General features: G+C 56.7%; 12 protein-coding genes and 1 tRNA gene. 3 read left to right on the top strand and 10 right to left on the bottom strand.

Annotated elements, in window-relative coordinates:
* Positions 1-402: 402 nt before the first annotated feature.
* Together LB543_RS32825 and LB543_RS32820 are read left to right on the top strand one after the other, a co-directional pair.
* A complete protein-coding gene (locus LB543_RS32825; RefSeq protein ID WP_224617247.1) occupies positions 403-1,566 on the top strand; it encodes a hypothetical protein in 1,164 nt (387 codons plus the stop codon).
* Between the two features lie 146 nt (positions 1,567-1,712).
* Positions 1,713-2,207: a hypothetical protein gene (locus LB543_RS32820; RefSeq protein ID WP_224617246.1), complete on the top strand. Its 495-nt coding sequence runs from the start codon at positions 1,713-1,715 to the stop codon at positions 2,205-2,207.
* Positions 2,208-3,260: 1,053 nt separating this feature from the next.
* Here LB543_RS32820 and LB543_RS32815 read toward each other — a convergent pair.
* The 10 genes from LB543_RS32815 to LB543_RS32770 all read right to left on the bottom strand — a co-directional run bounded on the left by LB543_RS32815 (position 3,261) and on the right by LB543_RS32770 (position 15,041).
* Positions 3,261-3,686 (bottom strand): very short patch repair endonuclease, encoded by a 426-nt coding sequence (locus LB543_RS32815; RefSeq protein WP_224617245.1) that lies wholly within the window; start codon positions 3,684-3,686, stop codon positions 3,261-3,263.
* Positions 3,664-4,398, bottom strand: a complete 735-nt coding sequence (locus LB543_RS32810) for a GIY-YIG nuclease family protein (RefSeq protein WP_224617244.1) — start codon at positions 4,396-4,398, stop codon at positions 3,664-3,666. The genes LB543_RS32815 and LB543_RS32810 overlap by 23 nt, the downstream gene beginning before the upstream one ends.
* A gap of 1 nt (position 4,399) precedes the next feature.
* The gene (locus LB543_RS32805; protein ID WP_224617243.1) at positions 4,400-5,260 is read right to left on the bottom strand and encodes a hypothetical protein; all 861 of its coding nucleotides are present in this window, start codon (positions 5,258-5,260) and stop codon (positions 4,400-4,402) included.
* Positions 5,229-6,407, bottom strand: coding sequence for a DNA cytosine methyltransferase (locus LB543_RS32800; protein ID WP_224617242.1), 1,179 nt, complete (start codon positions 6,405-6,407; stop codon positions 5,229-5,231). Before LB543_RS32800 ends, LB543_RS32805 begins: the two co-directional genes overlap by 32 nt.
* Before the next feature lie 122 nt (positions 6,408-6,529).
* Entirely contained in the window at positions 6,530-8,287 is a 1,758-nt protein-coding gene (locus tag LB543_RS32795; RefSeq protein ID WP_224617241.1) for an AIPR family protein, read from the bottom strand.
* A 151-nt stretch (positions 8,288-8,438) separates the two neighbouring features.
* Positions 8,439-9,350: a protein NO VEIN domain-containing protein gene (locus LB543_RS32790; protein ID WP_224617249.1), complete on the bottom strand. Its 912-nt coding sequence runs from the start codon at positions 9,348-9,350 to the stop codon at positions 8,439-8,441.
* Complete coding sequence (locus tag LB543_RS32785; protein ID WP_224617240.1) at positions 9,334-11,232, bottom strand: DEAD/DEAH box helicase; 1,899 nt, start codon at positions 11,230-11,232, stop codon at positions 9,334-9,336. The genes LB543_RS32790 and LB543_RS32785 overlap by 17 nt, the downstream gene beginning before the upstream one ends.
* Entirely contained in the window at positions 11,229-12,548 is a 1,320-nt protein-coding gene (locus tag LB543_RS32780; protein ID WP_224617239.1) for a ParB/RepB/Spo0J family partition protein, read from the bottom strand. The genes LB543_RS32785 and LB543_RS32780 overlap by 4 nt, the downstream gene beginning before the upstream one ends.
* A 1-nt stretch (position 12,549) precedes the next feature.
* Positions 12,550-13,386, bottom strand: a complete 837-nt coding sequence (locus tag LB543_RS32775; protein ID WP_224617238.1) for a hypothetical protein — start codon at positions 13,384-13,386, stop codon at positions 12,550-12,552.
* Between the two features lie 221 nt (positions 13,387-13,607).
* A complete protein-coding gene (locus LB543_RS32770) occupies positions 13,608-15,041 on the bottom strand; it encodes a tyrosine-type recombinase/integrase (protein ID WP_224617248.1) in 1,434 nt (477 codons plus the stop codon).
* 168 nt (positions 15,042-15,209) lie between these two features.
* Here LB543_RS32770 and LB543_RS32765 point away from each other — a divergent pair.
* Positions 15,210-15,286, top strand: a tRNA-Gly gene (locus tag LB543_RS32765).
* The last annotated feature ends 28 nt before the right edge of the window (positions 15,287-15,314 follow it).

Here is a 15,314-nt window from a genome sequence, read left to right as displayed (position 1 = left end):
CGGTCGCCAGTTGAGCTGCGGCCGACGCACCGCTTTTCCTCTCGGCCAAGTGCCCGCCCCGATTACGGGCGGCAATCGCTCTTCGGTCGTATTCCGTGGCCCTCGCTCGACAGCACCAAACTTCGCTCTGCCACGCGGCAATGTCCGGCTGCAACCTGTTGCACGAGAAACTACGAAAGGAAGGAGATCGCTTCTAAGCGTTCAGCTGATGGCCGCCGAGAACGCTGCTTGAGCTGCAGCCGATCTGCAGCCGCCTTGATGATGCAGGCGCACTCCTGACGCTATCGAGGGCACGTTGGAATTGTCAGATTTGACCTTAGATTGCTCTGGCCGGCCTGTCATATCGACACTGCGAAGGCGTGTCAAAAGCAGCCTCGTTGAACAAAATGGAGGTAAGGCGTCGTGTGGCAGAACGACATTCTTGTGTTGCCTGACGATCTGATTGAGTTCGCATGGTCTGCACCGATGCGGGACTTGGCGGCGAAGCTCGAACTGTCCGACGTCGGGCTGAAGAAGCTGCTGAAGCGATGTGGAGTTGCGTCGCCGCCGCAAGGCTATTGGAACAAAATACGTGCCGGAAAGAGAGTGCCAGCGCTACCGAAGGCACCACCGCGGCGCCCCGGTGAAATGGGCCGAGCAAGTGTCGACGCGCGCTTCAAAAAGGTTCTGTCGATTGCAGCCCCTCTTGCATCCAATGGGCCATTTGCATCCGCCCTGGTTCCAGAAGACCTCAACGAACTCCACGCACAGGAATTGCAGGCGATCGGCAAAGCTTCCGTCCCACACACGTTGGACAGGCCCCACAAAGGGCTCGTTCAAATACTCAAGCAGGAGCAGCGCCGGCGCGATAAAAATGCCGAACGCGAGTGGACCTTTGACGAACCCAAGTTCGACAATCCGCTAGGCAAGCGACGATTGAAAATCTTCAACGCCTTGTTTTTGGCGCTCAGCAAGCGCGGCCACGACGGTGGTGCCTACGAGCGCGATGGAGAAATTCACGCGGGAGCAGCCATCGGCGACACACATGTTGGTTTGGAAATTGGAATAGTCGGTAGCCACCGCACCGTGCGTCAGCAGGGGTACCTGCGGCCGGCACCGGACCTCCCAGCATTAACCCCGCTTTCCCTGCGGATCGATCCTGGGTTCGACCGCAAGGATACAGTTTCTTGGCAGGACGACGGTGACGCTAGGCTTGAGTCAAAGATCGCTGAAATCGCGGCTGCGATCATCGTAGCAGGTGAGAAAAAGTTCCGCCTTAGCCTGCGGGAAGCCGAGGAGCGTACAGAGCGGGAGCGGATCGAGAAGGAGAAGCAGCGCCAGGAATGGCTGGTTCAACTCAACCAAAAGCGCCTGCAAAATCTGCGGAACAGTGGCGAGCTTCTACGTCAAGCGGAAGACATTCGCGCGCTTGTTGAGCGCGTCCGTCGCGCGATCGATGATGGTTCAGCTGACATCGATCCCTCGGCACTGGAAGCCTGGCAACGTTGGGCACTTGCAGAGGCTGACAGGATCGATCCAGTGCGGTCTGGCCAAATCTTGACGCATCTCAACGAGCCGTCGCTATAGTACGTCGCCCGATGCCCTTTCTGACCGACAGGCCGGGCGCAGGCGAACATCGTAGGGAGCGATATGGAATAGCGAAGGAAGAGACGCATGACGCGCTACGGATGTTACTTACGAAGTTTGTACCTTAGCATTTTCAGATCGTGCAAATGACGATCGAAGAACGCAAATATCCCGGTGAGCTCGCATCCCCGCAGCAGCTTTACGAACTGGCGGAAGAATACCGCAAGGCGGCAAACTTGCTCCTTCAACAAGGCCGCCCCGGCAAACCGTTGACCCGCGCGCCGTTCAGACTATCGGCGATCCATGCGATCGAACTCTATCTGACAGCGCTCTTGCTCCACAACGGGCACAACCCCAATCAGATCCGCAAAATGCAGCACGATCTGTCGGCGCGAACAGAACAGGCGCTGGGAGCCGGGCTGCGCCTTCGTGCAAAAACCGCAAAGCACCTTAAGTCTTTGAGCCAGAACCGGGAGTATCTTGTCACCCGCTATGGCCCTGAGTTGGCGGCGCCCGCCTCACAGATAAACCGCCTCACCGCCACCCTTGAAGAGGTAGCGGCAAAGGTCACGGCGCTGGTCAGATGCCCATCCACCCCGTTACAGCCTGACCCACCTCCACCCGCGACGTTCAAGGTTTGACTTCGGAGAGTTATGGAGCAGTCCCACCTGGGTAAACCCTGCCCTGACCGGGCCGGCGTCTAGAAAAAACCCTGCAAATACAGTTATAGTAGCAGGGCGATTCGGGCCAAATGCGGCTCACTTCCTTTCCCCGTGCGGATGCCCTCCGAGCGCGGGGCAATCCCGCCCCGGGAAAGGAATGTGTAGCAACATGTTGGTACGAGACGTACCTGCCGATGAGAAAACCGTCTTTGTACGGGAGTATCTTCGGTTTCGACATGGCAAGTGGGAGACTGTTGTCTGCCACTTTCGGAGGCCACCACGGGGCTAACGTGGCGAACCTCCAGTAAAGCGTGAAATTTGAGTCTCTTTTTGAAAACGGCTCTGGCGGCTTCCAACTATCGGGGCCGCCAGTTCAGTCTGTGATCCTGCACCTCACCCCCTATGAGAGTCACGTGCGAATCGTCGTCACAATGCGAATCTAACGTCAGAGGACTCGCCAGCGCAATAATAAAAGGGAATAATAAATTGATTTTTAAATCGCGAAAATGTCCAGCGAATGGCGAATCAAGGGGAAGAGCGCAAACGGTCGAGGGGAAGGCCTCGGGGCAAAACCGACGCGGAGACCGTCACCTTTAAATTACCGCCGGATCACTTCGCATACCTGTCGCACCTGGTCGTCGTTAAAAGGCGGCTTGGCAATTCCCCAAACGACGCCGCGCGCTACATCCTCATTCGAGAGCTGGATGCGATGCTACGGGACGAATACCACAAGCGTGGGTTTCACGAGGACTAGCGCACGACTTTTCAAAAGGTGTGCTGCCGGAGCCCTTCCGTTGCGGCCCACAATCCGCTGATGCCGCAGGTGCGTGCCGCCGCGTCGGGAAACGGTCTTGTCAGGGCGCTCGACGGCCATATTAATGCCGCGCTCTGCGTAACATGCACGCCAATTCTTGCCTGCTGCATGGTCTGCCGACCTGTCGTCGAAAGCACGGATCCCGGCTACCTCGCCCCTGTAGTCAGCGTCGCGAAGCGCATGCAGAACTAACGCTAGTTTCGTCGGTCTGCCCTAGGCTATCCTGGCCGGGTGAGAAACTTGTCGAGACGAGTGGCGAGTGTCGCCCGATCACCGGCCTTAGTTTCGCACTCCCAGACGATGAAGACGTCCCAACCGCTATTGTGCAATTCGATCTGATTGCGAGCGTCTCTATCTACATTGCGAGCGATTTTGGCGGACCAGTAAGCAGCATTTTGGCGCGGGGGACGAGCACCTCGTTTGCAGATATGCCCGTGCCAGAAGCAACCATGGACAAATACGACCTTCCGACGGGTTGGAAACACAAGGTCAGGTTTGCCAGGAAGGTCCGCCCGGTGAAGCCGGTACCGGAAGCCCAGCGAATGTGTCAGCTTGCGAACGACGATTTCGGGAGCGGTATCCTTCGACTTCACCGCTCGCATTATCTCGCTGCGGGTCAGATTACTCGTTTTCGCCTTCGTCACCGTTCTCGGTCTCGACGGATGCGGCGCCACCCAACGCCTGGTATCGACGATCTGCCAGCCACTGGAGCCGCTTCGCTTGCGTGAGAAGCACGCGCCGAAGGCCTCCCTGGACCTTGCGCTCGGAGATCACTTGAGCGAGACGCGAGATGATCAGTGAGCGACGGGCAATGCGGAAGTCTGGGTGCGAGCGTATTTTTGCAACGTCATCCGAGACCACTCGCATCCTAAATGAGGGTGGTATTGGAACCTCGACAGTAGGGGCCGGTGGATCCTTCTCATTGAGGATTGCCTGGAAATTGCTACCGGCAATGGCTTTGCCGTAGACGGCGTGCTCCAACGCGTTGAGATGGGCGCGGGCAGCGGCACGATCGACAGCAGTGGCGACGTCCTGGAATTGCGGAAGCGGGAAAACCTCTATCTCATATACCTCAAAAGGATCGAGCACGCCCATCGCCACAGCGTCTGTGCGTTGGTTGGTCAGATGGCGGCGAATGCGGGTACGCAACATCTCGTTTGTTTGGCCAACATATATTGGCTCGCCATCGTAGTCGTAAAAGATGTAGACGCCCCAGCGGAAGTTGCCGACGCGACGCTTGCCGCCCGCGACGGGGTCGTCGAACTCGCTATCGAGAAATTTGACCAGGTTCGCCCTCAGGTCTGCAGTCTCGAAGGGCGGGATATTTATGTCGTCCGGTTTATTCTCCCCCGCCATTTTACCCCCGTCGAATGGCCATCATCTCAGATTCCCGCTGTACCACACCGCCCCGTACAATGGTCGTCTTTCGCCAAATCTCGCTCTCTCTGTCTTCTATCTCAAACGTAACATAGTTCACTTCGTCATCCCGATCTTTGAAGCACATGTGAAGGCCCAGAAGCAGCTCAACGCTAGCAAGTGTCTGGGGTGCGGCTTGAGGGTTCGTCAGGCTGGGGCTTACAGCCGGAAACATGTAGATGCAGGTCGGTGGAACTCGGAAAGGCCCGACATCGGTAAGCCGAGTCTGCTGGCCATCGGCAACGATTTTCGGACACGTTCGACCGATGGTGCCGCACACCATGTCCCAGATAACGAGGCCGTCCACACGCTTGCCGGTAGAGATTATTTCAGTGCCAAGACGCACGTGGATACCTGACCAGGCGTTTCGCCTCGGATCTGATCCAGCGTTAGTCGACACACTCCATATGACGAATTCGTCGGCGTTGGCGGGACGCTCGAAAATTGTAGCATTGTTGCCGTCAAGCGCCCCAGACAGGCTGATACAGGCATTCTTGCCAGACTTGAGACGAACCCAGTAGTCGTTGCGGTTTTCGGCTTCGGTTTTTTCCCAACCAGCGATGTGACCGTGGTCCTCAAGATGATTCAGGACATGCTGCACGAACTCACGCTTAGGGCGCATGGTCGCAATGTATTGGCCTCGAATGCGCTCTATCGCTCCCCGAAACACACCGGAGTTATAGAAGTCCTTTTCATCCAATCCGTGGGCTCCAAGCGTGTGCGCCTGAGTCTTTAGAACTTCGGCGAATCGCTCGATCTGATCGCGCAGATCAGCGTTCTGCTCGCAGGGAATGACGCTCAACGATCTCGGCTTTCTCTGCCGGCCGCACCAGCGGCTCGATTATATGCTGCGCGATATGTCTCACGACGGGCACCGCCACGCCATCACCGGTCAGATGATAGGCTTCGTTGTAGTTTTTAGGTAGCCGGTAGTCGTCAGGAAGCCCCATAAGACGGGCAGTTTCACGCGCGGAGATCAATCGCGATCGAACGCGATTCCCGTCGACTACCACAATCACTTGGCGAGAAGAACCACCTGCAGGTGTGCGGAGGCAGCCAGCGACATCGTCGAACCGAATCTCGGCTCGTTGGACCTTCATGCCGCTTTCGTTGAGGCGGGTCCGCTTATAAACCCCGCCCACCATTTTCCGGCCCGACCGCTTCGCCTGCTCAACTTTGGCAGTGTTGATATCGCTCATCATCGCGAGAAGAGTCTTCGTCTCTGCAGGCGTATGCCATGGGACGGAACGCGGATTCTCTTCTATCAAATCTGCGAAGACCTCGTTGCGGCGAACAGGCGTCGGCACACTCCACCAAAGCCATTTCTTCTTAGTCCTTACCCTAAGTCTGTCGAATGCCGCCCGCAGCCCGCGAGTATGAAACGGCACCATCGGCGCAGGCGCGAGCATCGCGCTCGGTATCTCGATGTCTTCTCGAACGCCGATCACAAAGAGGCGAGGGCGTGACTGCGGTAAGAACAGCGACGCATCGATGACTAAGGCGCCGTAGTTGTATCCATTCTCTGCGAAAGTCGAGCAGATTGCCTCGAAGTCCTTGCCGCCGTGTGATGTCAAGGTGCCGGTGACATTCTCAAGAGCGATTATCCGTGGCGCACGCCTATCGGCAATCAGAGCCCTCATCACATCCCAGAAGGGATAAAACGTACCCGACCGCTCACCTCTAAGCCCGGCGCCACCGCCCGCAAGAGATAGATCCTGACAAGGGAAGGATGCCCAAGCGAGGTCCGCCGTAGCGGGAAGCTCGGCGATCTTGACATCTCGCACGTCGCCGACCTTGAGTACGCCTGGCGTGCCCCAGTTATCTTGGTAGGTCAATCCCTTCTTAAAGTCGAAGTCATTGGCGAATGCACAATGCCAATGATCGCCAAGCGCCGCCCGCGCCATCCCGCCGCCTGCGAAAAACTCGTAGAACATCGGTCTATCGGCCATGTCGGAATCCTTGGCATGCGCGCAGCTACATTCGTTAGAATAAGGTCAGATGTTTACCATCCGTTCTCACCTTGGACTGACTCGGCGCATTTTTCCAGCGACAATCGGCAGTTGTCCAACCCTCACTTGGAGCCGGCGGGTAAAGTCTGCGACACCGCGGGGGTTGGCGTCGCCGCAGGCGATGCAACGGCCGGAGCCTGTGCCGCCAGGACCGAGGCCTTGACCAAGGAAGCCTTTTGTAGCGTAACGGTGAACGTATCACTCTTAGCAGTTTTGTCGGCGGCGCCGGCTTTTTCGAACTGCTCAATGGTGTGATCGAGCACCTTCTTGATCGTCGCCTCAGTAAGCGTCGAAACCTTGAGTTGCCTCAATGCTGCGATGTGCACTGGACGGGATCCGTTGAGTTCCCAGGCTAGCTGCATCATCAAGTGGTATCGCAGGTTGTTGCGATACACGGAGTCAATCGTTTTGCCGTGCTTCTTGAAATAGGCGTCGACAGCGAAAAAGAGCTCGGCGCAGACCTGATAAATCTTCAGATCAGTTGTGTCGGCGAATAGCGCCTGATACTCAGCGTCTTCCTTCAATATAGTCGTTGGGCGGGCGCGAGCATCGTGCGGCCGTTCACGCATGACCGCCATCGCCGACTGTGCCAGCCGCTCAATGCCGATGATCTTGTCCGCGGGCTTGCCTTTGTTGCGCCAGTAATCCTTCCGGCGATCATAGAAAATTCCCAACTGCATCAGGAAATCCTCGATTTTGCGCTGGAAAGGTTCCGTCGCATGGAGCGAGGCCGGCTTGATGCCCGTCTGCGAGTTCGTCGCCTTGATTACTCGGTCGCGGCGAACCTCGTCGTCGATCTCGAGCACGCGGACCTGCACCGACCGATTCACATCGGACCCGCCCCCCGCGAAGAAGCGATGTATCTCGTGCGACGTTTGCAAGCCATTCACCACCAGCGGATTCTTGATAGTCAGCTTGTTATCTTGTGACTGCGCCTCCTCAGCCAAGATGGTGATTCCGTTGTTGAGCCACCAGAAATCTGCCTGATCGTCGGCCGTTTTCAGGGTCGCCGCTATCTCCTTGTTCACCGACGCAGTACTCTGGTAATCACGGACATTGAATTCAAACAAGGCGTCAATGATTTTTCCATTGTCCGTGATAAAGTCATAGTAGTCTCTCAGGCCCGCAAGAAAGACGTAGCCCTTGCCGTGTGAGATCGCAGATTTGACAAACGGCAGCTTTTTTACCAGAACATTCTGCTTCTGCGCTTCCTCATATAGTTTGGCAGCTCCCCAGAGCTCAACCTTACAAGTCGATTTAGGAAACTTCTCTGCGACAGCCTTCTCAAGGGCCGGGATCATCGCTTCAACTTTGTCGTTTCCAGCATTGGCAAGAGTGGCGTAGATGATATGCACGTTCACAGTGGGAAACTGGCCTGCCAGATCCTGCAGCCCGTCTCGGTAGGTCTCGAAGGTTTCCTGCACGTCGCTATTGTAGATCGCAGCCAAGGTCGCGGGATCGGCGTCAAGTGCGATGAGCTGTGGTACCGCTGCCTGGAGCTTCGCCATGGCTCCCTCGGCGAAACCTCCATCGATTTTCGACTGAATGATGTAAAGGTCCACCGTCACCGGCGACTTGAACATATCCATGTCGGTATCGATGGCGATAAGCGATCGGTTGACGAAGAAGTAGACGCTGTCGATACCGCCATCGTTTTTTCCGTCGACGATCCCCTTTTCGATCTCGTCAAAGGTCAAGGCGAATGGCTTCAACACCGTCTCGGCGCAGAAAAACTCGAATGCGTCTCCGTCGCTCAGGCCAACGCCGTATCGACTCTTGTGCTTTGCCAAGATGGTTTTGATGAGAATATCGTCACTCATAGGGAATCGCTCGGAGGAAGGGAAGAAGGCAACATTACTATACCGCCGCCGTTGCCATCGCAAACGGACAAATCCTACGAAATTCTGCTCTCAGCCCACCCCGCAACGCGCCGCGGAAGATCGCGACTTGGACCAATAGATCGGTGTTGAGTCAAATCTCAAGGGCAACATTGAAGCCCGGTTCCGGATCTAAGTTGGACGCCCTCCAGTCACTGACTGGAGGACGGAATTCCGCACTTTCGATCCAGCGGAATTCGGCCGTCGGCGACGGTGCGAGCGCGCGGAGCGTATCGCTCTTAAGCTCGCGCAACATTACAATGTTCGATTTGAGCGCGCGCTTGTCCAGAATTATCTGTGACGAAAATACAACCTGAATCAGACGCCAGGTCGCACCATATTGAGCAGCTTTATCGAACTCGTTGCGTGAGACGAAGAACCGGTCTGAAGTGTTATTGATTGAAGTCTTTACTTCAACCCGCTCGATCGACCGGCCATCGGCGTATTCGATGTCGTAGCCATACACATCGGAGATTAGCGCGACGTGTGACGGGTCGAATCCGGCATTCCGCAATGCCGACATTACCGCTGCCTCACCCGCGTTCCCAATCTGCTTGCGTAGAGCGTCATCGGTATTCCGGACCAACGCTCGGTGCACTTCAAAGATGAGCGGCACGAGGTCAGGCCCGAGCCACTCGAGTCTCTCTCTGTCGGTCGTTGGAATAAGATCCAGTTCAACCTGCCCGTCGATGACTACAGAGGAAATCCATCCTGGCGGATATCGCAACAGCAGCAACGCGGCGATGCCGACCAACGTCGGCCGATCTGCTTGCTGAGACAATCGAGCAAGTCGGCCATCCAGGCGGATGTGCTCCCCATCCGTCGCCAGACCGGCCTGGAGGAGCATTTGGGCCGTCCCGGCGATGTCGCCGGCTGCCGCGAGAAAAGAAGCCCGGCTAGATGCTGCTTCTATCCAATCCCTCATGCCACAGATGACCTTGAGCGTCGCGCTAAAGGCCAACAGAAACGCCGCATGACACCGACCGTGGCTAGGGAGCTCGCGCATCTTGATCACCGATGTGCGCCATTACTGCCGCCACATCATCGTCGAAGACTGGAGCTCCATCCTCCCCTTCGTCAGAAGATGGGAGTGCGATCTGGACAAGGCCTGGATCATCCATTAGCGCCGATAACGCTCGAACCTTGTCGTGTAACCGCCCATCAACGGCGTCATCGATCGTCCCCTCGCTGATCAGCAAGGTGAAGCGCGTGAGCACATTCTTATCCAGCCCTAGTCGATGGATTCGGTCCTGACTTTGGAGAAAGTGACCGGCGTTGAACGAGCGATCCAGGTAGACGGCATGATGACACCAATGGTGCAGGCTCACGCCCTCGCCACAGGCAGCAGGATTTGCGAGCAACACAGAGCAACTATCATCATGCCTAAAGCGGTTGAATTCGGACTCGCGTGTAACCACTCCAGGTGCAGCAGTTGCCTCCGAAGGAACTCCGCCATGCACAGAAGCTGGATTAAAATCGACCAGCTGCCTTGAGAGCAACCGTATGTTTCGAACGAAGTTTGTCCAGACTAATACCTTTTCCCCCTTTTCGGCAGCATCCGCGACGATAGCCGCCAGCACCTTATACTTCCAGGGCGTCTCATAGCTGCCATACCGAGCGAGAAGCTCTGGCACGCTCTCGTCCCCTTCGAGTTCGATAGGGGGATGCAGAAAACCCGGATCGTCACTGTCGTCTGAGCCCGATGTCAGCAACATAGGATTTGTCGCAGCTTCGAGGAGATACATGACAATGCGCCCAATCCGCTCCATCTCGTGCCGGCTTCGGTCTTCAAGCGCAAAGCTATGCCGGTAACGTCCGATCAGCGCGTCGTAAATGGCCGACTGAATGGGCGACATGGGCCTGCGTATAACCTTAAATTTCGTGTCTGGCAGGTCGAGGTCGGTTTTGCGAGTGCGTACAAAATACTGTGAAATGGCGTCGCGTGTTTGTGCCAGCACGCTGTCATCTCGACCGAGCCGTTCGATGTACGCCGCTTCGGGCAAGATCTGGCGATCCTGGCCAGGATACAGAAACTTTACTAGCGCCACGAGGTCATAGGCTCCTTGTGGCGCCGGAGTCCCGGTGAGCACATCGCGACGCCGAGCAGCGTAGGCTAGATCAAGGACAGCCCGTCCATGAACGCCGTCCGCACCGCGCTTCACGCGATGCGCCTCGTCGAGGACCACCTGAGTGTCCGCCGACGCAACGAAATCGCGAATCCGGTCATAATCATTCGCAACCCGGTTGTAATTCGAGATTAGAATGTTGGTGTCGCTGGGAATGAATGTCTCAGGTCCGCTGTAGAATACCATCTTCGGCGGCGCCTCGAAGCACTCCTTAGCTTCCTCCTTCCATGCTTCAAACGCTGCAATTGGGGCGACGACCATTAGCCGATCCACCAGTTTCCGCTGCCTTCGAATGGCATATGCAGCCAATGCCAATGTCGTCTTCCCTGCGCCTGGTACTGAAAAGTCCGCAGCATGGGGAAGCAGCAGCACCTTCGCTAAGTTCTGCAGCTGAAATGACTTTAACTTGCGTTTGAATCCGGCTTGGCAGAGTTCTTGCTCAAGGGCGGTCAAGTCTACCGGCTTGCTGCTGGACCCAACCGCTGCCTCTCGCGCCTTGCGATCGGCCGCCATTAGTTCTAGTTGAGCTCTCATGCCGGGGCCCAGCTGAAGGGGTTCAGCGAATACCGCCCGCAACTCTCGCAGCACATCGAGTTCTGCAAGAAAAATGTCGGCATGCACAACAGTCTGCTTTGCGGATCCCGTGATAACTCCACGCGCAAGCGCCTCTTGAAGACGCGCCCATGCGCCAACCTTCGCGTCATCAGACCTTTCCACGATGACGGTCGGGCGACCTTGTCGGTACAGCTCAATCGAAATCACGAGCCGGTTTCCAGATCCGCCAGAGCCGCTTTTAGCTCCGCCAGCTTGGCTTCGAAGTCGCTTTCCATCCAGCCACTAAGCGTTCTGGCTTTTGGCAACGCTTTCGCCGCCTTGTTGATCTTACCAATTGCTTCCGTCACGAAACCTACAGGTGCTGTGACGGCCTTGCCGTCTTGCTGCTGCGCGCTTGCCTCGTCCGCCGCTACGTCGACCGCGCTTCCGACCGACGACATCAAGGCGGACAGTGATATGTTACTCCCGTTGAATACCGCTTCGGCCTTGCCTCCTTGGCTTGCGAAGAACGAGAGCACTCCGTTCAGATCTCCGTCGGCCCCCTTCGGCCTGTCTCCAAGCACGTCATTAAGAATATCGAGATCGTCATCTGCGGCCGTAGCCTGCTGTTGCAAGAGGGGAGCAAGAGCGACGTTATTCGCTATCTCTGCCCGAACTAATGTGCTGGCATCGGGACGACGTAGGTTTCGCAAGGATCGATAGTTCACGCCAGTTAAAATGCCGAGGAAATATGCAGACCGAACCGACGCGGCTTCCTGTGCCGGCTTATTGCGCACGTAGCCTGCAAGCTCTGTGAAGGCCGACTCGTTGTCGACGAAATCAGCATGGTGGCGTGTACCGTTCGACAGCTCCACCAATTGATGGAGCTGCTGCAGCTTTTCATATTGGGTCCTGACCTCATTGGTCGTCTTATGCATCCGCGATGATACGCGGCTCCAATCTTTCTGCTCACGGTTGAAGATTTCCTCGATCAGGAGTGCTTCGTTCACCCAGGTGTAATCCTCCTTGAACTCTCTCGCGATCTGGAGTTCCGTTTCAAGGTCGACCAGCTCGTTCATCGTCGAGTCCGCCGGCAGGACCAGGCACATCACGTATCGAGCGCTCTTCACCTTATCGTCCTGATACAGGCTGCGGAGCGCGGCCACCCTACGATTACCGTTTATGAGGACACCTTCGGCGGTCACTACCGCCGGCTGTTGCTGCCCTCGCTCTTTCAAATCGCTTTTGATGTCCTCGAATCCGTCCTGGCCCTTCAAGATCGCGTATTGCTCAGCCTGGGCCTCAACACCCAATGGGTCGGCAGTAAAGAGATCCGAGCGACCACTTTGCGTCATGACGCGCATCTGTTCGGACTTTGTCCGGTGGTTTAACGTCGAGAAACGGACCCAATCCACCTCAAGACTTACCACCCGCAGCTCTTTTTCGGGACGAGGCCACGCCGGCAGCAGCGCGCGTTTGGTGCTGGTGTCCTGGCGCATGACAAGATGATGGACCCGATCCTGGTCCATAGCGGGATTGAACATATCAACTCCTTGAGGAAGTGGAACAGCCGGAGCCAAAGCGCGACGTAATGATGGTGCCTTCGCTTGCACCCACGCGAAAGCCAACGTTGCCTGTGAAGAGGGGAGATTCGGCGGCTGATATCCCGAATGAAGAAAGGAGAACGGCCGGGAAGCGGCGCTGCCGGTTTCCAGTCCAGTTATATTCTGAACCTGAACCCCTCTCGGGCATTATCCATATACAAGGCGGCGGAACGTCCGCGTCGCCAATCTTGACTGCTCGCGCCTTTTTCGGGCATGGGCGCAGATCGCTCCCACATAGATTGCTGTGAAAAATAATCCCGTCCAAGGTATCAAGCCTGCTCGAGAAGAACTCCCCCCGCAACCGCTTAACCCCAGCGCTTACGTGCCAGCCAGGATCTCCTTTTAGACTAGGGCAAACCCACCAGAGATAGGTCTCCACTGCCCAGTTGGGAACGCTCCAGGCCACGCTGCTGTGCTTACCATCGGGGCAGCCCTTCTGCACCACGGCAACATCGCCGATTTGGGGGACGCTTAGACGGTATACTGTGTCGTCACCATATTTCGGAGCCAAAAACGAGGATATAGCTCCCCTCGATTGCATATATGAAAATATTTGAAGCAAAAAATCCTTGCGGTCGCTGCTGCTCGCGGACCGGCTTCCTCGAAGCTTCTCTATCGCGATTGGTAGAGCGAGATCGAACTCCTCAGCAGAAATCCCGCGCCGGTAAAGATAGTCCGCGTCATTGCTGATCGCCTCGATAATCTCAGCGACTCGCGTCACGACTTCGTCAGGTGGGGCACCTCGATGACGACAAGGTGCAGCCTCTTCGGCAGCCATGGCTCCCCCTTTATAACTTTGTTCATCCCCAGCTGCTGACCAACAGCTTCAACCAAAATATGAACTTAGGAATATGAATGCAAACTTGCACCAAAAATTGCGCCGCCGCTTGCTGACGCGGCAAGGACTACCCCTGCTGCCAATCGAACAAGCGTTGTTATCAAGGCAGGAGACCATTGCCGCCGCCGCTGGTCTTACCGTCACACGGGTATTAAGTATAGCTATGCTGGCTTCGGCCAACCTGCCCCGCTCATCTCTTTCGAGCTTCCTTCCTTGCGAGCGATTGCGTCAGTTATGATCGACTGCACGCGCTGGGCAGCGATGCCTTCCGCTTCGAGACGAACCGCGAGACACGTTAGTAGCGCGTCGATGTCGGCCATCGCCGGTTGCACGCTTTGCTTCTTTGTTCGGTTGCCAGTGTGCGAAACTGTTCCCGCGAGCGCTGCCGCAATTTTTTTGCTGACCCGATTTGCGGCACGGCGCGAGGGATTGTTCTGGACATGAGCGTAGATTGCGGTCGAGCGAAGATTCGCATGACCTAGGATCGCACCAGTTAGGGCAAGAGCCTCTCCAGTAGAGACGGCTGTGGATCCGATCGTGTGTCTCAGAGTGTGAGGAGTCACGCCGGGCAACTGCGCTTTCTTCACTGCCCTAGCCCAGATACGCTTGGTCCCCTGAAAATAGCTATCGCCACGCACAGCCGGGAAGACGAAATTGCTGCCCGCCTCGCGCGGGAGACTTTCGAGCAGCGTGACTGCTGCCGCTCCCAGAGGACGGATCGACCTGCCCGTCTTGCTATCGTCGAGTTCCAACAGGCCGTCGTCGAGATTTACCTCGGACCATTTGAGCGACGCAATCTCCTCGCGGCGGCAGCCGGTCAACGCCCAAAGTCGCGCAATATTGACCGCCTTTGAGTTGACCCCTTCGGCCTCCAGTTGATCCAGAGCCGAACCAAGGCGCGTGACCTCGTCAAGGGCGAGAAAGCGCTTTCGCTGATTGTCGGTCTTGCGGACCGCTGCCGTCTCGCAAGGATTCCTCTGAACGATCTCGCTTCGGATCGCGAAGCTGAAAACAGCGGACAAGTCTCGCACGACCTTGCGCGCCGCGCCCTCACCGCCGCGTACGATAATGCGCCTGCGTGGACCTAACCTCTCGTCTCGATTAGTTTTGCCGGCAGCGACGTCACGGACGAACCGTTCGATGTCACCTGGATTCAATTCGCTAACGCGCTTATGCCCGAGCAGTGGCACGACATGGTTGCGAAGACGCGCGAGTGTCAACTGCTTGGTCAACGGCTTCATCGGCTGACCCTGCCGTTTCCCGCGCTGGATCACGCAGCCCTCTTCTTCATAAAGGTCGATCAAGCCAGTTATCTTCATCTCGCGCCGCTTTGCGCGACGTTCATCCGCTGGATCCTCACCCTTGGCGACGCCTCCAAGGACAGTCTTCGCGTGCTTGCGCGCCTGCTCTGGAGTAAGCGTGCCTAACCTCCCGATGGTTACGAATCGCTGTGCAGCCGATCGACCACCACCTTCGGCGCGATATCGTACGATGAAGGTCTTGGCGCCGCTCTTTTCCACGCGCAGACCGAAGCCGGACAACTCGCTATCCCAGAGGAAATAGCGTCGGTCCCTCTTATCGGCCGCGTCAACCACCCGTTTTGTGAGGGGCACACCAACGCGCTTTGCCACCGATCCATCTCCTCAAAAGCCCTCTTTGGTCAACACCTGGTCAACACCGTGAAGGAAAAGATTGGATTACCCTAGCGAAGGGTCGGAAATAATGTCAAGCTTTATCAATATGTTGTCGTATTCCAGGATATCGCCGGATAGCGTGGAGTGGCCCATCTCTAACCTTGCCAAGGTTGGGGTCGAGCGTTCGAATCGCTTCACCCGCTCCAGTTTCCTCTCAGGGAATCAAGCATCGAA

Origin of the sequence: Mesorhizobium sp. ESP7-2, from assembly GCF_020164715.1 — a bacterium.
Lineage (GTDB): Bacteria > Pseudomonadota > Alphaproteobacteria > Rhizobiales > Rhizobiaceae > Mesorhizobium.
This window is presented reverse-complemented; position numbering and strand designations above follow the sequence as displayed.

Excerpts from the sequence above, each read along its gene's own strand:
- LB543_RS32820 (WP_224617246.1), top strand. The coding sequence starts at position 1,713 with ATGACGATCGAAGAACGCAAATATCCCGGTGAGCTCGCATCCCCGCAG.
- LB543_RS32810 (WP_224617244.1), bottom strand. The coding sequence starts at position 4,398 with ATGGCGGGGGAGAATAAACCGGACGACATAAATATCCCGCCCTTCGAG.
- LB543_RS32795 (WP_224617241.1), bottom strand. The coding sequence starts at position 8,287 with ATGAGTGACGATATTCTCATCAAAACCATCTTGGCAAAGCACAAGAGT.
- LB543_RS32780 (WP_224617239.1), bottom strand. The coding sequence starts at position 12,548 with ATGTTCAATCCCGCTATGGACCAGGATCGGGTCCATCATCTTGTCATG.
- LB543_RS32790 (WP_224617249.1), bottom strand. The coding sequence starts at position 9,350 with ATGCGCGAGCTCCCTAGCCACGGTCGGTGTCATGCGGCGTTTCTGTTG.
- LB543_RS32775 (WP_224617238.1), bottom strand. The coding sequence starts at position 13,386 with ATGGCTGCCGAAGAGGCTGCACCTTGTCGTCATCGAGGTGCCCCACCT.
- LB543_RS32800 (WP_224617242.1), bottom strand. The coding sequence starts at position 6,407 with ATGGCCGATAGACCGATGTTCTACGAGTTTTTCGCAGGCGGCGGGATG.